General features: G+C 64.6%; 18 protein-coding genes and 1 pseudogene. 14 read left to right on the forward strand and 5 right to left on the reverse strand.

The window, feature by feature from the left end; all coding sequences use genetic code 11:
• Nucleotides 1–8: 8 nt before the first annotated feature.
• Nucleotides 9–515: pseudogene (locus PGH47_RS28930) on the forward strand (tyrosine-type recombinase/integrase); the annotation flags it as partial.
• A gap of 86 nt (nucleotides 516–601) precedes the next feature.
• Here the strand turns inward: PGH47_RS28930 and PGH47_RS28935 are convergent.
• The gene (locus tag PGH47_RS28935; protein ID WP_333938109.1) at nucleotides 602–1,180 is read right to left on the reverse strand and encodes a hypothetical protein; all 579 of its coding nucleotides are present in this window, start codon (nucleotides 1,178–1,180) and stop codon (nucleotides 602–604) included.
• Between the two features lie 670 nt (nucleotides 1,181–1,850).
• Here PGH47_RS28935 and PGH47_RS28940 point away from each other — a divergent pair.
• From PGH47_RS28940 to PGH47_RS28970, 6 genes are all read left to right on the forward strand, one after another.
• Nucleotides 1,851–3,908: a GNAT family N-acetyltransferase gene (locus tag PGH47_RS28940; RefSeq protein WP_271665826.1), complete on the forward strand. Its 2,058-nt coding sequence runs from the start codon at nucleotides 1,851–1,853 to the stop codon at nucleotides 3,906–3,908.
• Nucleotides 3,905–4,384, forward strand: a complete 480-nt coding sequence (locus tag PGH47_RS28945) for an ASCH domain-containing protein (RefSeq protein ID WP_271665827.1) — start codon at nucleotides 3,905–3,907, stop codon at nucleotides 4,382–4,384. Before PGH47_RS28940 ends, PGH47_RS28945 begins: the two co-directional genes overlap by 4 nt.
• Nucleotides 4,385–5,344: 960 nt before the next feature.
• Nucleotides 5,345–6,007, forward strand: coding sequence for a DUF3800 domain-containing protein (locus tag PGH47_RS28950; RefSeq protein ID WP_271668178.1), 663 nt, complete (start codon nucleotides 5,345–5,347; stop codon nucleotides 6,005–6,007).
• Between the two features lie 175 nt (nucleotides 6,008–6,182).
• Entirely contained in the window at nucleotides 6,183–8,417 is a 2,235-nt protein-coding gene (locus PGH47_RS28955; protein ID WP_271665828.1) for a hypothetical protein, read from the forward strand.
• A gap of 1,092 nt (nucleotides 8,418–9,509) precedes the next feature.
• Complete coding sequence (locus PGH47_RS28960) at nucleotides 9,510–10,781, forward strand: hypothetical protein (protein WP_271665829.1); 1,272 nt, start codon at nucleotides 9,510–9,512, stop codon at nucleotides 10,779–10,781.
• Between the two features lie 286 nt (nucleotides 10,782–11,067).
• Nucleotides 11,068–12,738 (forward strand): HNH endonuclease, encoded by a 1,671-nt coding sequence (locus PGH47_RS28970; protein ID WP_271665830.1) that lies wholly within the window; start codon nucleotides 11,068–11,070, stop codon nucleotides 12,736–12,738.
• Nucleotides 12,739–12,872: 134 nt separating this feature from the next.
• On the opposite strand, the gene PGH47_RS28975 is transcribed toward PGH47_RS28970, so the two are convergent.
• Nucleotides 12,873–14,477 carry an ORC-CDC6 family AAA ATPase gene (locus PGH47_RS28975; RefSeq protein ID WP_271665831.1) on the reverse strand — a complete coding sequence of 535 codons (1,605 nt, stop codon included), beginning with the start codon at nucleotides 14,475–14,477 and terminating at the stop codon, nucleotides 12,873–12,875.
• Nucleotides 14,474–15,223, reverse strand: coding sequence for a hypothetical protein (locus PGH47_RS28980; RefSeq protein WP_271665832.1), 750 nt, complete (start codon nucleotides 15,221–15,223; stop codon nucleotides 14,474–14,476). The genes PGH47_RS28975 and PGH47_RS28980 overlap by 4 nt, the downstream gene beginning before the upstream one ends.
• Before the next feature lie 252 nt (nucleotides 15,224–15,475).
• On the opposite strand from PGH47_RS28980, the gene PGH47_RS28985 reads away from it, so the two are divergent.
• Entirely contained in the window at nucleotides 15,476–15,937 is a 462-nt protein-coding gene (locus PGH47_RS28985) for a GntR family transcriptional regulator (RefSeq protein WP_271665833.1), read from the forward strand.
• Between the two features lies 1 nt (nucleotide 15,938).
• On the forward strand, nucleotides 15,939–16,505 hold the full coding sequence (locus PGH47_RS28990) for an HD domain-containing protein (protein WP_271665834.1): 567 nt from the start codon (nucleotides 15,939–15,941) through the stop codon (nucleotides 16,503–16,505).
• Here PGH47_RS28990 and PGH47_RS28995 read toward each other — a convergent pair.
• Both PGH47_RS28995 and PGH47_RS29000 read right to left on the reverse strand, forming a co-directional pair.
• Entirely contained in the window at nucleotides 16,493–16,966 is a 474-nt protein-coding gene (locus PGH47_RS28995) for an NUDIX domain-containing protein (protein ID WP_271665835.1), read from the reverse strand. The genes PGH47_RS28990 and PGH47_RS28995 overlap by 13 nt on opposite strands.
• A 4-nt stretch (nucleotides 16,967–16,970) precedes the next feature.
• Nucleotides 16,971–17,729 carry an XRE family transcriptional regulator gene (locus PGH47_RS29000; RefSeq protein WP_271665836.1) on the reverse strand — a complete coding sequence of 253 codons (759 nt, stop codon included), beginning with the start codon at nucleotides 17,727–17,729 and terminating at the stop codon, nucleotides 16,971–16,973.
• 676 nt (nucleotides 17,730–18,405) lie between these two features.
• Between PGH47_RS29000 and PGH47_RS29005 the strand changes: the two genes are divergently transcribed.
• From PGH47_RS29005 to PGH47_RS29025, 5 genes are read left to right on the forward strand one after another with little or no spacing between them, the layout of a single operon-like run.
• On the forward strand, nucleotides 18,406–18,702 hold the full coding sequence (locus tag PGH47_RS29005) for a hypothetical protein (protein WP_443048554.1): 297 nt from the start codon (nucleotides 18,406–18,408) through the stop codon (nucleotides 18,700–18,702).
• The gene (locus PGH47_RS29010) at nucleotides 18,699–19,031 is read left to right on the forward strand and encodes a hypothetical protein (protein ID WP_271665837.1); all 333 of its coding nucleotides are present in this window, start codon (nucleotides 18,699–18,701) and stop codon (nucleotides 19,029–19,031) included. Before PGH47_RS29005 ends, PGH47_RS29010 begins: the two co-directional genes overlap by 4 nt.
• Nucleotides 19,028–19,918: a DUF2637 domain-containing protein gene (locus tag PGH47_RS29015; RefSeq protein ID WP_443048555.1), complete on the forward strand. Its 891-nt coding sequence runs from the start codon at nucleotides 19,028–19,030 to the stop codon at nucleotides 19,916–19,918. Before PGH47_RS29010 ends, PGH47_RS29015 begins: the two co-directional genes overlap by 4 nt.
• Nucleotides 19,919–19,934: 16 nt before the next feature.
• Nucleotides 19,935–20,318, forward strand: coding sequence for an RRQRL motif-containing zinc-binding protein (locus PGH47_RS29020; RefSeq protein ID WP_271665838.1), 384 nt, complete (start codon nucleotides 19,935–19,937; stop codon nucleotides 20,316–20,318).
• 28 nt (nucleotides 20,319–20,346) lie between these two features.
• Nucleotides 20,347–20,841, forward strand: coding sequence for a hypothetical protein (locus PGH47_RS29025; RefSeq protein ID WP_271665839.1), 495 nt, complete (start codon nucleotides 20,347–20,349; stop codon nucleotides 20,839–20,841).
• Nucleotides 20,842–20,857 lie beyond the last annotated feature (16 nt).

Raw genomic sequence — 20,857 nt, forward strand, 5'->3', positions numbered from 1 at the left:
GGTGGAATCTCCCCGAACACGGCTGGGGCTCGGCGCTCCTTTACCGGACACGTCCGTCGGTGGGAAAGCAGTGGACCGACTCGGGGGAGACCCATGACGACCGCGGGCTGAAGAACCGACCGAGCGAGGACGTCAGGCGAGTACCCATCACGCCGCACCTCGTCACCGTGCTCCGCGAGCACCTGGCCACCTTCGGCACGGCGGACGACGGGCGGCTGTTCTTCAGCGAGAAGGGCGCGGTCGTCCCGTCCTCGACCTACTACCGCGTGTGGCAGGAGGCCCGACTCCTCGCGCTTCCGCCGGCCGCCGCGGTAACGCCCCTCGCGAGTCGGCCATACGACCTTCGGCACTCGGCGCTGTCGACGTGGCTCAACGCGGGTGTCGACCCGACTGAGGTGGCCGAGCGCGCCGGCAACAGCGTTGAGGTCCTGCTGACCCGCTACGCGAAGTGCCTCGACGGAAGACAGGACGTCGCCAACCGCCGGATCGAAGACCTGCTTCGCGAGTACGAGTAGGCACGTCTGCCCGCTTCCAAGGCCCCTGGCATCGCGTCCAGGGGCCTTGTCGTTTCTCCGGCGCTCAGCTCGTCGGATAACCGATCTCAGCAATGTCCTCGGCGAGGTGTGCCAGGGAGATTTTCGGGTTCAAGGCGCGCAACCACCTCTTCGGTCAGTGGACGTGAAGAGAAGACGTGACGTACGGCCTCCAGGTAGACCTCAACCTCGTAGTAGTCCTCAGCCCATCGCTGAAATGCTTCCGGTGAGCGATCTACCAGGAGTTGAAAGAGATGCCCGGAGCCGTCTGGATCGTCGGTCGCCTCATCAGGAAAGTCGACCGCCCCTGTCTTCCAAGCGTCGTCCGCCAGCTCTCGCCACATACAAGCAGTGACGATGGGCATTCCGTCCTCGTCCGAGAACGCCGGCTCCTCGACGTACGGACGGAAGACGTCGGGAACCTGGTCGAGGACTCCAGGCCATGGCTCGTCTTCCATGTACGGGCTCATGGGCGATTCGTGGTCGAACCCCCGGACGTAGGCACCGGCGGGTGAGAAGACGATCGAGTACTCGTCGCCCGATCCGCTGCGCATCGAGGCCATCGACTCCGTCTCGGACCAATGGTCGTCGAAGCAGTGGTAGCGGTTCTCCCACTCGGGGCTCAGGACTGCCTCCAGGACGGCCATGGAGCGGCTGTGCTCACGGAGGACTGCTATCTCGGGCAGTTGCGGAGCAACGTCATGAACGGTCACTCGCACATCCAAGCGCAGGCATCTGACAGGCCAGGCGCCTGCCTGACGGGGCATTGTCACCAAAGCTGAAGGCTGCAGACGGCGCGGCTCTCCTGGCGCAACCCTTCAAGATCCCGTCCACGCCTCGTCCACAGCACCCGACATACGGTCGCTTCGGGCGGCATACGCCTGCACATACGCGAAGACCCCGTCCTCAGCTAATGCGCTGATGGCGGGGTCTTTGGGCACCTCATACAGGGTGCCCCCGGCAGGATTCGAACCTGCGCACACGGCTCCGGAGGGCGCGCCTATACGGAACCAGCAATGCTGTCTGACCTGCGCGTTCTCGCTGGTGTGGATCGGGTGGCGCGGACCTCTATCGCATACCGTGCGCACGACGGCTCCGAACCGTTCTGCCGGGTTCAGGCATCGGCCGGCCGCCGAGTCTCTGTCCGCAGTACGAACGCCGTCATGTTCGAATGGTCCGCCGCTTGCCCCGTCCCCGCAGCACCGTGCGCCCCTCGTGCCCCCTTGAGAGAAGGCCGCGATTGAGATCAGCTTTCCCTTGTATGTAGTGACAGGGGAGTTGTGCTCGGCCGCGCCCGACCCAACTAGAGGGGGAGCAATGGCGATCAAGTTGGTGTCCGTTTCGCCTAGACAGGACGAGCTGACCGACAAGGCCATAGCCCTGGGGGATCGCTACACCAAGACGCTGGGGCTTCTGAAGCCTCCTGCCTACCGCAAGGCAGCTGAGGACGGTGGCCTCCTGGTCGCCGTCGAGGCGGACGAAGTGATCGGCTACGCGCTGTTTGGACTGCCTAAGCGGAGTGCGCACATACGACTCGCCCACCTGTGCGTGGCTGAGGAACAGCGCGGTCGGGGAATCGCACGCCGACTGGTTGAGGGCATCAAGGAGCGGTATCCGCAACGCCTCGGGATCAAGGCCAAGTGCCGACGGGACTACAACCTCAGCGGGATGTGGAGGCACCTGGGCTTCGTCCCGCACGGCGAGGTCCGAGGGCGAGGCCGTGACGGCGAGATCCTGGACGGCTGGTGGTTAGACCTTGGCCATCCAGACTTGTTCACGGAGATGGAGAGCGACGCTCTCCTGGTGGTGACAGTCGACCACGGCGTGTTCGCTGATCTGCGCGGCCTCGTCGATACGAGCGACGCAGAAGAATCCCGGGCTCTGGAAGCGGGCTGGATGACGGATCTCGTCGAGCTTGCCTATACGCCCCAGCTGGTCCACCAGATCCGGGATGTCACAGACACGGCAGAACGTCAGCATCAGCGGGCGGCGCTGACTGGCCTGCGTAAGCTCTCGCCCGACACGGCGACGGTGGAAGAGCGCAGTCATGAACTGCTGCAGGCCGCTGCACAGGCAGCCCCGGACCTGACCGACGAAGCAGATCTCCGTCGATGCCTGCGGTATGTGGCCGAGACCTCATGCGCCGGCCTGCAAGTCCTGGCGACCCGTGATCCGCTGCTGTCCCGCCTTGCTGACGTAGCTTGGAAGGTCGCCCGAGTTCGTGTCGTATCGCCTTCCACCGTGACGCTGCACGTGGATGAGTTGCGGCAGGCGCAGGTGTACCGTCCGGCCGATCTGATGGGGACGGAGTTCCGGTCAGGAGAGGTGGCACCTGGCGCGGAGGACGAACTGGTCGCCTTTTTCCATCAGTGGGGTGGGGACGACGGTTCGGCTTTCGCCGAGCGCCTGCGGTCGCTGAATGGGGGCGCGGTCGCTTGGCGCCGCGAGCTGCTCCGGGATGGTCAGGGTCACCCGGTCGCCCTCTACGCGTGGGCGCTGGACGGCCGAACCCTGGTTGTTCCGGTCCTTCGTACGGCCAGCCACCCTTTGGAGGAGACCCTGGCTCGGCAGCTCCTCTTCCTGATCAAGCGGCTCGGCCGGGACTGCGGTGCAGAGATCATCCGCATCAGTGATCCGCATCCCTCCGAGGCCGCGAAGTCCGCGGCAGGCGACGACGGGTTTTTCGACCATATCGGCAGGCTCGTCGCCCTCCTCGTGAACGTGTGCGGGACGGCCGCTGAGGTGGAATCGGTGGCCGGTGGACTGGCCCGCGAGCTGACTGTGGATACGACCGCGCTTCGGGCCAGCATGCCCGCGGAGGTGGCCGCTGTGGTGGAGCGTGCGTGGTGGCCGGCAAAGGTCATCGACTCGGAGCTGCCGTCCTTCCTGGCGCCCATCAAGCCGCGCTGGTCGACCGAGCTCTTCAACGTGCCCGCCATGCTCATTCCACGGAGTGACACCCTCGGCATCAGCAGAGAGCACGTCTATTACCGCTCCTCTGGCCGTCGTGGGGAGAGTGTCCCGGCTCGCCTGCTCTGGTACATCAGCGAGGGCAACTCCCCGGGCGAAGGTCAAATGGTGGTGGGCAGTTCGCGACTCGACGAGGTACTCATCGACACGCCCGACGCCCTCTTCTCGAAATTCGAACACCTGGGCGTATATGGTCTGGCTGAGGTTCAAGAAGCTGCCGACGCCTCCGGTCGCGCCATGGCGCTGAGGTTCTCGGACACCGAGATCTTCCCGAAGCCGGTGACGCTGCGGCGATTGACCTCCCTGGCGAGGGAGCTGGGACTACCGTTGTCGCTGATCTCCCTGTCGAAGATCAGTAACAAGCTGTTCCAGGCGGTCTATCAAGAGGGGCACCGAACGACGTGAACGATCCGGAAAGCGCGATGCTGCTGTCTGTCCACCCGCGCTTCGCCACCGCGATCCTGGCCGGCAGTAAGACGGTGGAGGTCCGCCGCCAACGCGTCGCCGCACCGCCCGGAACCCCAGTTCTGCTGTACGCGACTGCGCCCACGATGGCCCTGGTGGGCATGGCGCGTATCGCCTCGGTCCACGTGGCCTCTCCCAAGGAGGTGTGGTCGGCCCACCGTGCGCAGACGGGAATCACCCGACGCGAGTACGACGCTTACATGAGCGGCGCCACTCAGGCGAGTGGCCTCACGTTGGAAGATCCTGTCTCCTTCGACGAGCCGGTGGCCCTCAGTGCGCTGCGATCCGCGGGTACCTTCCACCCTCCGCAGAGCTATCGCTACATGAAAGGCAATGAGCTTCGGCAGGTGGCCGTGGCAGGGCCTGTTGTAGGCGCTGCCCTCCGCGAGGCTCTGGGAGACCTGGTAGCCATCTAGGAGTTGTCGCCTAATGTCACGTCCACGTCAGCTGGGACGCGAGGGTGACGGTCGCTGGATCGCCTTCAAGCTGTAGCCCTGTCGCCGATGACCCGCAACGGCCAAGTCTTGGGTCAGCCGGGGCCGGCGCGGGACACGCGGATCGCGTTCATGGCCACCGGAACGAGCGGGTGACCGAAGGAACCCAATCGCTCGGGCACGTGCCGCCAGACCGCACTGGTGCGAACTTCCCCAGGAGCCCGTACGGGACCGTCCGGTCGTCAAATCGCTTGTGCCCCAGCAATGACTCGGGCAGTAACGGGCAGGTGAACTCCTGATCGACATCGGTCAGTACATGGCGGCGTATCACTCGACCGCGATCCACCGCCCAAGATCATCTAACGACAGACTCATAGGGCAGGGTGGTCATGGCCGTCCGTCTCGGTTTCGCAAACGCCGATGCCGCTGCTCCCTGGGTCCTGCTTGCGTGCGCTGCGATGCTGAGCACCCACATCCGGACGCCCGGGCGATTAGATCCCGGCGCTGTGCAGGTACAGATCAGCAACTGGACCTTTAGTCCTGAGCGTTGCGGACGAGGAAGCACTGGTCCGCCGTCGCAACCCTTGGGGCGAGGGGGCATTGTAGCGCCCAAGTCGCCGTGTGTGTTGAATAGTTGACGCTAAGAAAGGCGCGGGTCTAGCCTGGTCAGGTACGAGCCCTTCATTACCTCGCGAAACAGCATGCGGCAGAAGGCCGAATGCCACTTGGGCAATCTGACTGGCGGACCTCAGAGACTCGTTGAGTCTCAGCAGGCCATCGAGGAAGAACCCGGGGAGCGCGGTGATGGAGAGACGCAGCGCGTATCGCCCGAATCCATATGCCCAGCCGTGTCGCAATCCGGCTGGAGCGATCAGTTCGAAGCGGTGCAGCCGCATATCGTCCTGATTCCGTTCGGATTCGAGCGAAAGGCCGGGAACAGCCATTAACACCCGTCAGCCGGTCGACCATACCTTCTACGTCGACGAGTCCGGCATCCCCAACACCGGCCTTGCGCTCTACACCGCGCTCGGTGTTCCTACAGGGCGTGCTCCCGAAGTCCTTCGCATCTGGAGAGACCTACGTGACCAGTGGTACCACGAGTACGGGGTACCCACAGACTTTGAACTGCACGCCACCAACTTCCTCTCAGGTCGAGGTCGTCCGGGCGGCCGTAACCCTGCCAAGATCGAGCGGTACCGCATGGCTCAGGCGGCCCTCGACGTCATTGGCGCGCAGCCCTCGCTCAGCATCGTGACCGTCTACACCGAGGAGCCGGCGCATTGGGGCAGGGCCAAGCGGCAGGCGTACGAGGGACTACTGCGTCGCCTCGACGGACGGCTTGCCGAGGTCGGTGAACGAGCTGCGCTGGTCGTCGACGGGGACGGCTCAGAACGCCTCTACGAGCAGGTCCATCAGCAAGTGGGCCCTCGATGCATTCCGTTCGCGGCCGCCGAAGTTCCGGCACATAACTCGGCGTTGATCCAGATGGCTGACGTGGTGGCCCATACCGCTTGTCAGGCTATCGCGCGGCAGCACTCCAGGAGGTTCATGTGGAGCTGGTACAGCCGGCACCTGCCGAAAGCCCCCGCGCCGGAACGGTACTGATCGGACGGCGCTACGACGAAACCCCGGCCAGAGGCCGGGGCTCGTGTAAGCAGACCTGGCGCGCGCACACCGCGCGGCCCTGACTGCATCTCCCAGTCTAACGGCCAGACCAGTAACCAGCTAGTAGCGCCATCGACCGATCTGCGAATCTCGGCAGGCTTTTGAAAGGAAGAACATGTCCGTTGCCAACGAATCCCAGGTTCAGGGCGAGGAAGGAGTGGAAGGCACCGCCCAGCCATCCTCCAGCCTCGTGACTCCGACGAACGGTCCCGAGACGATCTCGTTCCGATACTCGGGTGAGGAGTTCACGGTCTCGGGATTCGAGCGTACCCTCCCAAGTCCCTCCAGTGCCGCTGAGCGCTCCCAGCTCGTGAAAGCGGGCTTGGCGGCGGACGGTGCTTCGCTCGACGAGGACGCATGGCACGCAGTGGCTCGCGCCATCGTCTCGCCCGAAGCGGCGGCAGCGCAGTTGCGCTCTCCCAAGGGGCAGGCTTCCGCCCTCATCGAGGAGCATGTTGAGGGAGCGACGCTCCGATCGATCCACACCAGAGTGTGGTTGACCGAACTGTTTCCGGGACACCAGCCGCGGACCAGCCAAGGAGCGCTTCCCGTCGACGACCCCGAGGTCTACGGCGACGTGGACGAGCATGGACGACCCTATGCCCGGGTCGTCTATCGCTACAGCGACCGCAAGCATTTGCAAGCCCACCTGGCACAGACCATCGAGCAGACCCGGCACGCCAACCCGAACCCCTATGACCGGTCGATCCTGGCCCGTCGTATCACCCGCGCCGTCATTGCCCACCCATGCCGGATCGAATTCACCGACGGCAGTGAACACATCGACGTACTTGCCGTGCGCGACGGGATCACCCGTCTGACCAGCGCTTGGGCTCTCCTCACCGAGGGTGAGACACCGTACGCCGACGACATCGCCGCGACCGCCCTCGAAGTCCTTTCAGCCGAAAAGCCGCAGCGACGCGGTGCGGCGGAGAAGGCACTCAGCCAGCGTATGGCGCTCGGCCGACAGGAAGCACTCAACCGCTTCCTCGCCGAATTCCAGCGCGGTGTGAACGAGACGCAGCCGACGGATCGCTCTGTGCGTCTCGGGCAAACCCTCGTAGTGCCCGCCCAGGTCACGGTAGGAGTTCATCGCCACGGATCCGCGGGACTCTCCGCCGAAGAGGTTTTTGACGACGCAGTCCGCTCAATCCTCGCCTCGATCCATGTCGAATTCCGGCATTGGGAGGCAGCAGCGCAGAACGTGGAGGTCGGCACGCGGGCGATCAGCCGCGTCCGCCTTCCTGGACTGCCGCAGAACAACCTCCTCGACGGGATCATCGGTCTCGCACTTGGGCGCCGGAAGCCCACGGATCTGCCAAATGTCTTCCATGACGGCAGCATCCCGGGAACACCTCTGTGGCGGGCCGTCTACCTGGTGCACTTCCTTACCCGGCCCGACGTCTTCGACCAGGTCAAGAAGTTCGCCAAGGACATCAAGGGCACCAGCAAGATGAAGAACTCTGGATACGCAGAACTTCTCGGCCCAGTTATCGACCTTCCCTGGCGGGGCTACAAGGCGGGATCGCTGCAACAGGCGCGGAATGCCTGGGCGAACGGTGGAGTACTCACCAAGGGCGTCATGGGCGACTGGCAGCCCATCCCCACGGCAGACTTCACCGAACTCGTCAAACAGGCGTTGAACGGCAACGACAGTGCACGGCAGACACTCGCCGTGGCGGGGGGCGTCGCCCTCATCACGGACAAGCTCATCACACGGAACGTCGGGTCAGCGGTGGGTAGGACGGTGCCTTTCCGCGCCAACACGGACCAGATCGTCGCCGGACTAGCAGACTCTGAGGAGGGTCTGTGGACCCTCGCCTTCGCTGCCCGGGCCTTCGATGCCGAGCGGGAATGCCTCAACTCCTTCACTGATACACAACTCCTGGCACGCAACACGGCCACGATGTACTCCATCCCTGCAGTCGATCTCACCGTCGAGGACAAGGTCCGCAAGGACGCTGGCGGCGTCGCCGCCGAACCTCTTGACCAGTGGCGTGTCGTTTCCATCTCCGACCCAGAGAAGGCGCGCGAGGCAGAAGACAAGCGGAACCAGCAGAAGCAGGACGCTTCCCCTGAGCAGTCGGTCCCCGACCAGTTGGCGGCCGAGCGACGCGCCCTACGTGACGCCGTGGCCGACGCGAGGCAGGCAGTGAAACGGCTGATGAGTCTCGCCGCTGCCCCCGAGGCGCGAGCCAGCACTGTCCACCCGTTCGGATCACCCGACGAGCTGGATCGGATCATCAAGGAAGTGCGCAAGCTGGCTGGGGAACTTCTCGTAAACCCCCAGGCTGCGGATCACGAGGACGAAGAGCAGGAAGAGGACGAGGATATCGACGACGTTGCATAGCCGCGCCCCCGGCCGTTCAACTCAGCCAAGCAGAGAGGGCCCAGACGCATGCCCTATGACCAACCCGAGGGGGAGACTCGTTCCCGAGGACTCGAGCCGCTGGAGCCCTACCCAGGGACCGACGGCGTCCCCTGGCGCTGCCGCTGCCCTAACGGCCATGAGGTCGAGATGATCCTCAACCGTCTCCGCGCGGGGACGACGTCAGGCTGCCCCGCATGCGGCCGGACCGAAGCAAGTCGCCGCCGTCGCGAGGCCGCAGAGGTCAAACACACCACCGCCATGCGGGCGGCCGGGTTTGAACCGCTGGAGCCCTACCCCGGCAGCGGAATGCCGTGGCGGTGCCGGCACCTCGCATGCGGGAACATCGTCACTCCGAGACCCGCATACATTGCTGACGGCCGAGTCGGGTGCACGGAGTGCGCGAAGGAAAGCCGCCGGATCATCCTCCAAGAACGTGCCGGCGGAGCCGAACGAGCCGAGGCTGACATGCGGTCAGTCGGACTCGAACCGCTGACGCCATACAGCAACAGCGGGACGCCCTGGCGCTGCCGCTGCACCGCGTGCGGGCACGTTGGCGCACGGCGGCTGTCCTACATCCGCAACCTGATCAAAGCCGGGACAGCGTCGGGCTGCGCCGTCTGCAACCACAAGGCCCGAGGGGAACGACAGCGTCGGGCCCAGGCCGCCCAGGCCGAATCCTTGATGCGAGCGGCCGGATACGAGCCTTTGGAGCCCTACTCCTCCTCCTCGACCCCCTGGCACTGCCGCCACACGACGTGCGGCGAAGAAGTCCGGGTGAGAGCCTCCAGCGTTCGCCAGGGCTACGATCCGTGCCCTACATGCCGGGCCGAGGGGTACAAGCAACGGGGGATTGCCCGTCGCACCAACTCGGGGGACGCCGTTGCCCTCATGCAGGCGAACGGATTCGAGCCACTGGACCCCTACCCCGGCGCCTCCGTGGGCTGGCGCTGCCGCTGCACCACGTGCGGGAAGGAGTCCCGCCCCCTGTACTCCGGAGTGAAAGGCCGCGGGCACGGCTGCGGACACTGCGGAGGAAACGCACCGCTGGACCCCGAGGTGTGCGCCAGCGAAATGCGCCAGCACGGCTTCGAACCCCTGGAGCCCTATCCCGGAAGCGACAAGCGCTGGCTATGCCGCTGCCCCAACGGCCACCAGGTGCACCTACGACTGACCGGTGTCCGCACCGGCAAGGGGTGCCGGCTGTGTGCCACCCACGGCATCGACCTGGCCGGACCGTCGAAGATCTACGTGATCACCCACGGGAGCTGGAACGCCATCAAGATCGGCATCGGCGCCTGCACCGGCTACAACTCTCGCCTGCTTCAGCACGAACGCCAGGGCTGGCAACTGCACCAGGCCGGCGACTACACCACGGGTGCGGCCGCCTATGACGTCGAGCAGGCCGTGCTGAACCGCCTGCGCGAGGCCGGACTGAGCCCCTTCCTCACCAAAGACATCATGCCGAACGGCTGGAGCGAGACCTGCTCCGCAGACCGCGTCACAGCGGACGAGATCTGGGCCATGGTCGAAGAGGAGACCCAAAGCACGCAGGAACCCTACGCGCCCCGCGTCGGCGGCCGGCCCCGCGCCGCATTCCGTTTCGACGCAGACGCCGCGGCTGCCGAGATGCGGGCGTGCGGATATGAGCCACTCGTACCGTATCCCGGTCGTACCAACGCGACCTGGCCCTCACGCTGCATGACCTGCGGGCACGAGGGGCGTCCGACCTTCAACGCCGTCCGCAACGCTGGCCAGCGCTGTCGCGTCTGCCGGGCGAAGGAGACCCAGGCGAAACGCGCAGCAGCGACCGCGCCCAAGGCCGACAAGGTGATGCGCGTGGCCGGACTCGAACCGCTGGAGCCCTACCCCGGCAGTGGAAAGCCATGGCGGTGCCGCTGCACAGCATGCGGTCGAGAGACCACTCCCACATACTCCAACGTCAACAGTGGCTCGAGCGGCTGCCGGTCCTGTGCCCTCAACTCAGTCGACGACGAGCGCGCATCAGCCGAGATGCGCGCGGCCGGGTTCGAACCGCTGGAGCCCTACCCCGGCCGCACCACAGACCCGTGGCGCTGCTGCTGTTCATGCGGGAACGAAGTCAGGATGCGCCTGTCCTCCGTCCGGTCGGGAACGACCGGCTGCAAGAAGTGCCCCCGGGCCGGCGGCCGAACCGACTCAGCAAAAGCCGCTGCGGAGGCGCGCGCAGCCGGATTCGAACCGCTGGAGCCCTACCCGGGGAAGACCACCGACCGCTGGCGCTGCCGCTGCCCGTGCAACATGGACGTCACGCTGACCCTGACCAGCATCAGGCGAGGCCGTACCGGGTGTGGGAAATGCTCCTGAGGTGCGAATCGACACTCATGTCCGCCCCTCCCCCCATCCCGACACTCGATCGTGTATTCGCTGCTTGCCGAGCCGCTGCCACCGCGGTGGCAGCCGTGCCTTGGAGTCGCCGAACGGGCACGCACCCTCGCGCCCATCCTCGGCGAGGGCATGCCGCTACAGATCGGCGAAGGAGGCGTGACCTGCGAAGTTCCGCCCGGGGCCGTCGTGCCGCGCTGATCTCTATCGCATACCGTGCGCAGGGACCGGCGAGGTTGTGTCAGTAGCCTGATCTACCGTGTCGCTCATGGCACCTGCTGAGATCACGCGCGCGGGGATTCTCCAAGCGATTGCAGAGCACGATCGGATCGGACGGGACACGTTCCTCGATACCTACGGGTTCCGTGCGGCTACTTCCTACCTACTCGTTCACGAGGGGCGGGAGTACGACTCCAAGGCCATAGCCGGCGTTGCACACCTGTATGACTTCGGCGAGGCCCTCAAGCCCTCGCAGTTCAGCGGTGGACTCAAGCACGCTGTGGCCTGGCTGAAACGGGAGGGCTTCACCGTCGTAGAGCCGCCGAAGACGTTTCTCAGGCGAGTAGGGGACGTCCGGCCGGCGCGTCGGCCGGGTGGTACAGCGCTGCATCGTCCCGTGCTGCTCCTGCGGGCCATCGGCCAGGTCGTAGCTGGTGCACCCCGCATGCAGTCGTGGTCGACCACGCGCGATGCGTTGGCACCCTTCCTGGAGAAGTACGCCGGGGCCAAGGACGGCAAAGAGGGCGCCATGTACCCGTTTTGGGCGCTCGTGAAGGATGACCTGTGGACCGTGGATCCCGTCCAAGACCTCACGCTGACCAGCCAGGGCCGCCGTCCAACTCTCGATTCGTTGAATCGCGTCGACCCTTCGGGCGGGCTACGCGAGGACGACTACGACCTGCTGCGTTCGCAGCCCCAAGTTGCTGCCGAAGCCGCAGCAGGACTCATCCTGCGCTACTTCTACCCCCTGCCGGCAGGCCTGTTGGAAGACTTTGGCCTTCACGACCTGCTCGCTGGCAGGTGGGCCGATGCCCTACGCCCACAACTCGGGGAGAGCTTCAAGGACCGTGACGCCATCTGGCGCGCATACGGCGGACAGAAGATGGCAGGCATCGGCTGCCTCGCTGACGGCATCCTGAGCATCTTTTCGGACGACAAGGGGCCCTATGCAGACGGTCGCCTGCCCGACACAGACTGGATCGCTTACGTAGGCGATGGCCTCTCTGGAGATCAGCAGATCACGGACGGCAACGAACTCATGGCGGAGTACCAGTCTGCTGGCCGCCCCTTGCGCTACTGGCACAAGCCATTCCAAAAGCAGTTCAGCTTCGAAACCTGGGCCGTTATCGTTCAACGGCGGCTGCGATGGGGCGTAGGCGCCGACGGCCAATGGCGCCGTGAGTTCCTCTGGATTCTGGCCCCCGTGCCCTCCCCTGAGCGCGAGAGCTGGACTCTCGACGTACTCGAGGCACTCGAGGCCGACACCGGTGCGCTTCACGACGACACAGTCAGCTATCGTCCTGGCGACCTGGACCCCGAGGAACGCGACACCACGGAGACCGACGAAGACGCCTACAAGCGCTTGGCAAAAGCCGCAGAATCCAATGCCAAGCGGCGGGAGCAGACCAAGAAACCGTCGCTCGTTGAGCGCTTCATTCGCGACCCAAGCGCCAGAGCAGCAGTGATACGACGCAGCAGAGGCGACTGCGAAAGTCCCCAATGCGCCGGCCACCCCAAAGAACGCACCACTGCGGGAGAGCCGATCTTGCAGGTCGACCACGTACAGGACCTTGCCAAGGGCGGGGCCGACCTCCCTTCGAACATGATCGCCCTGTGCCCGAACTGCCATGCGCTGAAAACCTACGGCGCCAACCGTGACAAGCTTCGACGCGTACTCGTGACTACTGCCCGCCGGCTACACGCCGAGGCTCTTGGCTAGCGGTACGGGCAAACACATTGCCTCCAGCTTTGATCTGCGCGACCAACGGACCAATGGAACCAAATCATGATCCCTTCTCTCATCGTCTGAGAAGGGACCGTGATTTGATCAGGCATAACGCCGGGCGTCGCACGTCAGCCGGAGAGGTACTCCATTACCGCTGCGGTTGCCTTATTCATCACTCGACGTGATCTCACGGTGCCGACATATTTGGCTTCTTGCAGATTACTCTCGGACGCTGCCAGGATTTTCCCAACAGTGTCGAAGCCGAGTTCCTTGCACTTCCTCTTGGCGAACTCAGTCAGGTCCAATAGGTCGACGCTTCGATCAAGCTGGGACTTGATGAAATCCCTCTGTACCTCATCCATCTTTTCAACGTCGAGCCTTGCGATGCTCTCATAGGCTTCGTGGTTTGCCCCGAATTCCACAAAGCGCTTAATTGAAATGGAACCCCTGAGTCGGTTTGTGGCGGAGACGGGGTCAGCGTCGGGTGCTGTCCGTGTCCCGATGTTGAGCATGTATCGAGTCCCGGTCTGGGCGCGCGTTCCGACTACCCAGGTCCCGGTTTCATGCAGAATCCCGCTGTAGCAGAGTAGGCGCAGAGCCTCTTTCACCGCGGAAGGGGCGTCACGATGGATCCACAAGAACACGCGCTTGTCCGTATCGCCCGTCTGTCGTGTCCCTTTGTGCAGCGTTGAGATGACTTCACGCTCTAGGAACTCGCGACCCCAATTGATCACCGCGCGGTGACCAATGTAACGGTCGGCCAGAGCTGAGTGCTCAGCCCAGATCGTGTCTCGGTAGTACTCCTTCATGGCGCGCTGAGCGTTGTTCGTATTCAGGGGTGAAGTAGCAGATACAGTCTTCAGTAGTGTCCGTGGATTTCCGCTAGAGGCAAACGCCAGCGCATCGAACACTGCCCCATGGCGATTGATCGACTTCTCTAGTTCTGGATCCTGGCGAATCACAATTTCGCGCATCGAAGCGAGATATCCGGGATCGAGAATGTTGCGATTAACGTTGATCAATTCGGCGTCATGGCTCATTTGGAATGACTCGCCGAAATATGTGACCCCAGGGTACACCGCAGCTTTTACCGAGAGGTATGGGCTGCGCAGGTCACGCATCACCGTGAAGAACTGTCGCTGTTGCTCAGGGATGAAGACATGTGCTGCTTCGTCGATGAGTAGTACGACTCTCCTCACGCCAGCTTGATCGCACAGGTCTTCGACGGCGTCCTTAATCATCTCAGGGTCAATACCGGAGTCCGAATCAACTGGCGCTGTGTCGTTCTTCCAAGCGTCCTGCAAGCTCTTGTATAGCGTCTCGAGTTTAGCGGCAATAGCTTCGTCATCTGCCCCACTTGCGAGCGATGCGAACACACTGCTGCTGCTGTGCAATAGCCCCTTCTTGCGCGCCTCGCGAATGATCCTATTGCAAATCTTGGCAAGCATCCAATGCTTGAACTTTTCCGGGTCAGACGTCTGAAGGAGTCCGGCTGCATTGAATGTGATGTAAACAGCGAGAGTCTTGTCCTTGGGGAACTCCTCACCCATCTCCTTCTGGGCTACTTTCAACAAGAAGGACTTGCCGACACCGCGTGCTCCCTGGAGTACGATGGTCTTCTTGCTCTTCAAGGCGTCGATTGTCTGTCGATCAAAATCCGTTTCGACGAAATACTTGCCGACGTCCTCCAGGGTGAGGTCTTCCGTTCGAATGCTCAGTTCGTTTTTGCTCATGAGTGCGTCCCCTCCACTGGAAGGCCTAGCAATTGCCTTACGGACACAAGGTGAGAGAAATGATCCTCGAGGGAACCTTCGACGATTCCTTTCGAAGGTTGAGAGAGGTCCTTGTAGTATCTGACCATAAGGCAATGCATAGTCGCGCTCAGGGCAGATTCAGCGACTGAAAGCCACTCCCTCGTGATATCTTCACGATAAGAGATTTCGGTGGGAAGCATCTGGGAAGTCGACACGTTACCGTGGATGTACTCAGAGCATCGGCGATACGTCTGCTTGAGATTGGCAAGCATCTCGTCTTGCTCTTCCATGGCTTCTGGGCAGAATTCTTCAAGGAACGGACTGGAATAAAGTCCGCTATCGGTTGACGTGATTGCCTTCCAGCTTATGTCGAGCTTTCCGCTCACCCACTGGCGTCGTTTGAATTCGTGGGAACTTAGGTATGTCGCGCCTACCGTTACTTCAAGGAATGACCTCAGGGTGGAAAAAGCCTGGCGATAGAGGCCGCTCATTGCGGCGTAGAAGGCAAGCCCGAAATCTCGATGCGCTGATTGGAATTGTTGAGTCTCTGGTTTTGATTCCAAGGCTTCGAGCCAAGCGGCTAGATCGGCCTCAAGATGCAATACCCGATTCACTTCGAGCTCATTGGATCCTGTTGCTTGCTCGATGTGGTCCATGCAGGACTTGTGTAGCTTGAGCATCATTTTTTCAACGCTCGAAGCATTTTCGGCGCTCCGCTGCGACATAATGACAAGATAGCATTGGTATCCCCCGTGTCGCCCGGTTTTCGAGAATAGCAGCTTCAAGAACTAAAGGTGCATATGGGATGTATTATCTGACTTGCCGCTATGGTCTGATCGCTGCGCGGGTCAGGATTTGGGTCTGTGAGGCGGCGGAGGTCCCTTCAATGGACAGGGCGGTGGAGTCTGGTCTGCACCATGACCTCGTATGCATGGGAAGCTGAGGTGGGACGATTGGCTGACAGAGAGGGGGAGTGTGTGTCGCAGCAGGCCAGCCCTCGGGGGACCTTCTTGCAGATCGCGGAGGTGGTGAAGGCCCAGATCCAGGCGGACCCGCAGATGGCGCAGCTTCCGGCCGCCGCAGACCTCATGCATGAGCATGGTGTCTCGCGAGGGGTGGTGCTCCGCGCGTTCAAGGAGCTTGAGGCGGATGGCTTTGCTGAACCGGTGCGGGGTGGCCGGTGGCGGGTAGTACGCCAGGGCGAGCACGTCGACCGGCGCCCGCTGGAGGAGCGAATTGCCGACATCATTGCGGCCGAAGGGTTCGAGGTGGGGGCCAAGTTCCTCAGTGCGTCCGATCTGATGGGCAGGTTCGAGGTCTCCCGACCGACCGTGACCAAGGCTCTCGACAAGCTCGAAGCCGCCGGCGTGCTAGCGAGTGAAGGTCAGGGCAAGGTGCGGACGGTCCGCGCTGTGCCGAACCGGGAGGAGCGTTCATAGGTTGTCGACGTTGACGGAGTGGGCCTACCCGCTCGCAGAATCACTGCTCGCTGAGCCGCTGCCGAGACGGTGGCGGCACTGCTTGGGCGTCGCCGAGAGGGCGCGGACCATCGCGCTCATCCTCGGAGAGGACGCCGAGCTTCTGGAAGCCGCGGCAGTGCTGCACGACATCGGCTACGCGCCCGACCTCGCCAAGACCGGCTTCCACCCCCTCGACGGCGCTCGCTACCTCCGGGACGTTGCGAACGCCGACGAGCGGGTCGTGCACCTGGTGGCCCACCACTCCTGTGCGTGGATGGAGGCCGATGCGCGTGGCTTGCGCGAAGAGCTAGAGGGGGAGTTCCCCCGCGAGAGCGCGCACCTGAACGACGCTCTCTGCTTCTGCGACATGAACACGACGCCCGACGGCACGCCCACGAATCCTGTGGATCGGATCAACGAGATTGCCGGTCGCTACGGGCCCGACAGCATGATCGGAACGTTCATCCGTCGCGCAGAACCTGAGATCCTGGCGAGCACCGCGCGCGTACTTGTGAGGGTCGCCGACGCCAAGCGTCAGCCGATGTAGGGCGCTGTCCGGGCCCGGTCCATCGCGTGCTCGATACGGAGCCGCATCGTGGGGTGGACGTCCAGCTCCCGCAGGTCCGTTGGGGCAACCCAACGGACCTGTGTCGTCTCGTTGCTCGTACGCAGCTCACCGCCGACCGGGCGCGCGCGGAAGCAGATGCTGAACTGTTGACGGATCTCGCCGTCGTCGTACTGCATGACGTGACCGGGGTCCGTGTAGATCCCGGACATGTCGACGACCTCGGCCTTGATGCCCGTCTCTTCCCAGACCTCACGGACCACCGTGTCACTGATGGACTCGCCCACGTCGTGGCCGCCGCCGGGCAGCGCCCAACGCCCGTTGTCGGACCGCTGGATCATGAGCACTTGGCCCGCGTCGTTTTGGACGAACGCCACGACCGAGGGCACGACCGAGTTGGCCGGCGGGGCGTCCGGGTCGTGCAAGTAGTCGATGCGTCCCATGCTCTCAAGCTCCCGTGATGTCGCGTTCGGTTACTGGCCTGGCGCCTTCCCAGGTCTGCTGAACGCTATTAGCAAAGGTGTCGAACAGACCACTTCCGGGGAGGCGGCGTAGGTGGAACACGGGGGCCATGTACGCGCCGATGCCGTAGACGTGCGTGTTGGCCAACATCTCGTCATCGGCGCGGTAGATCGAGTTGTAGAGCACCGTGTCGTGGAGGCGGAAGGTGATCTCGGGATGGCTGGTGAACAGCGGGCGGTAGTTGACCAGCGCGTTGCGGATCTTGCCGCCCATGATGCGGTGACCTTCGTCGATGCCGCGCCGGATGACGGCTTCGCACTCTGGATCACCCATCAGTACTCGGATGCGGACGCCGCTTTCTGCCTTCTCCTTCAGCGTTGAGAAGAAGAGAGGGTCCTCCGCGAGGTAGATGCCGGCGTACACGAGGATGTCGATGCGTTCGGTGGCACGCTCGCACATCTCGCGCCACAGGTTCGACGGGACCGTGTGGCGATGCTGGTAGACGGTCTCGATCTCGGCTTTCGCCAAGTCGGATGCGCTTTCGGCGTTGCGGTCGTCGTCCCAGAGGGTCAGTACGTCGACCTGGAGCGCTGCTGCCGTTGCGTACTGGTGGCGCCGGTACGGCACCTTGCCCTGAGTGATCCACCGCTCAACGGTCTTTGGGTTGACCTTGATCTCTTCAGCGAGGCTCTGAATGGTCATGCCTCGCGCCAACAGGGCTGTCCGCAGACGCTCGTTGGACATCTGAGCCCTCCGTGGGACATCTAGGGAGCTCTTGACGGTAGCGAGATCAACCGGAGCTGTCCACGTACGGGGTAACCAACTCCCCTGACCTGGGGCGATCCTGATTGTGCGTCAAGAAGGCCCGGCGCAAAACCAAGAGGTTCCGTAGCTGTACTTGACGGGGCCCTATGTAGTACCTGTAAAACAGGTACTACATAGCGAACGTCCGGAGAGCCCCGTGAAACGGGTTCGAAGGAAACGTCTGTGCCTTGAGAACTCAACAGCGTGACAAGTCGCCGGGGTGAGAGTCCCCGTTCCCGCGGCGGCCCGGGTGACGGCCGCCGGCGGCCACTTCCCCGCGCACCGGCTCTGGAGAACAGCCGTCGGGATCATCCCTTCCTCACGGGAGGACAACCCGACGGGTGCCACCCGGTGCGCGCCGCCCTGCTGGCGTCAGAGCAGTGACGATGACGCACCCGACCTACCTGGCTCGGGACCGGTCCGCCGCCGCAAGCGGCGGGCCGGTGAAGCCGGTCTCTCTTGCCTCGCCCCGCTGGTCTGCACGTTCGGGTTCGACTCCCGACCGGGCCACTCCGGCCCGCCGCTTGCGGCGCTGGCCGCTTCTCGGGTCTGCCGCCCTCTCGCCAACGATTCGCGGCCCCCGGCTCTCTCCGTCCCTTCGACTCAGGAGTACGCCATGCGTATCCGCAACTTCGTCTCCGGCCACCCGGCTGACACCACGCACGACTTCCTCGAACTGGCCCTCGGTACCCCGGTTGAGCTGTGGCTGGGCGTCGAGGGTGAGAGCGAGGAGGAGCGCGGGGCGCGTCTGGACGCGGCCCGCGACATCCTCGCCGACTACCCCGAACTGCCGGACCGCGCGGTACAGGTGGCCGCCAAGGCGCTGGACGAGGCGGGCCTGCTGCGCCTGTCGCCGCTGCCCGTACCCAGCGCCGCCCTGCGCCGCAGCCTGCGGACGGGGGTCGCCGCGTGAACACGAAGCTGACGCTGGACGACCTGGCCGCGCCGCTGTCAGTGCTGCGCCTGTTGGCCGTCGACTTCGGGCATCTGCCGGCGCCGACCGTGAACGTCACGCCCATCTACCCGGACCAGCTGGAGCTTGCGCTCCACTCCGACCTGACCGACTTCGAAGCCTGGCGCGAGGCGCTGGGTGTCGCTCCCGACAACGTGGACTACCACGTGCAGGGCGACGGCCGAACGGGCGTCCTGCGCAGCACCTTCACCTACGCGGGCGTCGAACTGGAACTGGTCGGCTACGGCGACGTCGCTGCCCCGGTGCTCGCAGAGGCGGAGGCGGCATGAGCGCCCCCGCTCGCGTCGACGCCACTTTGACGCCCGTCGAGATGCCGTCGACGCCCGTCAACGTGGACCGTGCCATCACGGCGCTCGCGTCGGTGCTCACGGTGGTGCTGACCGCAGTGGCGTTCTGGCTCTCCTACGAGCACTTGCAGGAGGTTGCCGCCCGGCACGGCATGGCGGAAGCGGTGGCCCGCTCGTGGGCCTGGCCCGCCACGGTGGATCTGTTCATCGTGATCGGTGAGCTTCTGATCTTGCGTGCTTCGCTCGCACACCGGGTCGACTGGTGGGCAATCGCCCTGGTCACCGCCGGGGATGGCGCCTCCATCGCGCTGAACGTGGCCGGGGTCGGGCAAGACGCCGAAGCCCTCGATTACGTGGTTGCTGCCGTTCCGCCGGTGGCCGCCCTGCTGGCGTTCGGCGCCCTGATGCGGCAGGTGCACACCTACCTCACCCACCGGACGATGATGGGCGTCAACGCCCCATCGACGGGCGTCGAAGCACCGTCGACGCCCGTCAAGGCCAGCGTCGACGCCCCGCAACCCGCGTCGGATGCACCCACGCTGCCCGCGCCCGATTCGGTCCCCGCCGGTGGGCCGGAGCCGCTGGTCGTCGAGGCTGCGTCGACGCCCGTCACCGTAGAGCCGGTGCCCGTCGCCCCGGCGTCGACGCCCGTCAATCTGTGCATGCCGGTCGTCTACGTGAACCGGGTGGATCAGTTGGTGCGGGCGCTGTACGGCACCGACTTCACGCAGCCGAGTACGACCCGCATGACGATGGCGATGGCCGGTGCGGGGCTCGGGGCGTCGGAGTCGACGGCCCGCACCGCGCGCAGTCGGGTCAAGGCCCGTGAGCCGTACCTGGCCGACTTCCCCACCGCACTCGCCGGTTGAGCGAGAGGGCGCGGTCATGTCGTTCTCGTTCGCCAAGTGCTTCGACCCGACCGGCGCCCGCCACGGGATACCGACGTTCCCGTGGCGCTGCGCTCCCGACGGTTACGCCACCCTCCGGCAGTTACGGGCCCGTGGCCTGCGCCCGGGCGGTCAGCCGATCGCCGCGCAGGTCCTGCGCCCGCGCTATCGGCGCGGCCCGCTGGTCGCCTACCTCTACCGCATCGACCAGGCCAAGCCCGTGCGGCCGATGACCCCGGCCAAGCGCGCCGCGCTCGCCAAGGCCAACACCGCCCGCCGCACCTGCCCGCAGTGCCGCACCGACGCGGGCTACGTCATCCCCACCTCGCTCGGGGTGTGCGTGCCCTGCGCCTTCCCCGACGACGAACAGCGCGCCGCCTGAACTACCCCTTCAACCAAGGAGTTTCGCCGTGTCCCCTCGTACCCGCACCCGCCGCGCCGCGGGTGTCACCACCGTCCAGATACCGCGTCAGCGCGGACGCCGCCGCGGCGCGCAGCCGTTCGTGGTCGTCGTCCCCGAACAGCCCTCCCTGACCCGCGAGGCACTCGGCTTGGTGGGTGGCGCGCTGTGGAAGGGACGTCTGACGCTGGCCCCGACCGGCATTACCGTCCTGGCCTGCATCGTCACCGCTGTGCTGTACGTCATTGCGCCGTGGTCCGGGCTTGTCCTGTCGCCGCTCGCGGTGGCGCCGGCGGTGTGGTTCGGCATCGTCCAGCGCCGCCGCCCCGCGCGGGGCTCCACTCGGGCCTGGCGCATCGCCCTGAGCGTATTCGCCACGGTCACGTTCGCGTGGGCGGCGCTGGCGGCTGGGTTCGGCCCGCTCACTGGCCCGCTGGCTGTGGTGTGGCTCTTCATCTGGCTCACAGCCCAGACCGTCTGGCCTTTCGTCCGCCGTACCCGCTGACCGTAAGGAGACTGCC

The organism is Streptomyces sp. HUAS 31 (assembly GCF_028198125.1).
In the GTDB taxonomy this organism is placed as follows: domain Bacteria; phylum Actinomycetota; class Actinomycetes; order Streptomycetales; family Streptomycetaceae; genus Streptomyces; species Streptomyces chartreusis.

Excerpts from the sequence above, each read along its gene's own strand:
- PGH47_RS28995 (WP_271665835.1), bottom strand. The coding sequence starts at position 16,966 with ATGGGACGCATCGACTACTTGCACGACCCGGACGCCCCGCCGGCCAAC.
- PGH47_RS28940 (WP_271665826.1), top strand. The coding sequence starts at position 1,851 with ATGGCGATCAAGTTGGTGTCCGTTTCGCCTAGACAGGACGAGCTGACC.
- PGH47_RS28970 (WP_271665830.1), top strand. The coding sequence starts at position 11,068 with ATGGCACCTGCTGAGATCACGCGCGCGGGGATTCTCCAAGCGATTGCA.
- PGH47_RS29015 (WP_443048555.1), top strand. The coding sequence starts at position 19,028 with ATGAGCGCCCCCGCTCGCGTCGACGCCACTTTGACGCCCGTCGAGATG.
- PGH47_RS29020 (WP_271665838.1), top strand. The coding sequence starts at position 19,935 with ATGTCGTTCTCGTTCGCCAAGTGCTTCGACCCGACCGGCGCCCGCCAC.
- PGH47_RS28975 (WP_271665831.1), bottom strand. The coding sequence starts at position 14,477 with ATGAGCAAAAACGAACTGAGCATTCGAACGGAAGACCTCACCCTGGAG.
- PGH47_RS28955 (WP_271665828.1), top strand. The coding sequence starts at position 6,183 with ATGTCCGTTGCCAACGAATCCCAGGTTCAGGGCGAGGAAGGAGTGGAA.
- PGH47_RS28980 (WP_271665832.1), bottom strand. The coding sequence starts at position 15,223 with ATGTCGCAGCGGAGCGCCGAAAATGCTTCGAGCGTTGAAAAAATGATG.
- PGH47_RS28960 (WP_271665829.1), top strand. The coding sequence starts at position 9,510 with ATGCGCCAGCACGGCTTCGAACCCCTGGAGCCCTATCCCGGAAGCGAC.
- PGH47_RS28935 (WP_333938109.1), bottom strand. The coding sequence starts at position 1,180 with ATGGCCGTCCTGGAGGCAGTCCTGAGCCCCGAGTGGGAGAACCGCTAC.
- PGH47_RS29005 (WP_443048554.1), top strand. The coding sequence starts at position 18,406 with ATGCGTATCCGCAACTTCGTCTCCGGCCACCCGGCTGACACCACGCAC.
- PGH47_RS29000 (WP_271665836.1), bottom strand. The coding sequence starts at position 17,729 with ATGTCCAACGAGCGTCTGCGGACAGCCCTGTTGGCGCGAGGCATGACC.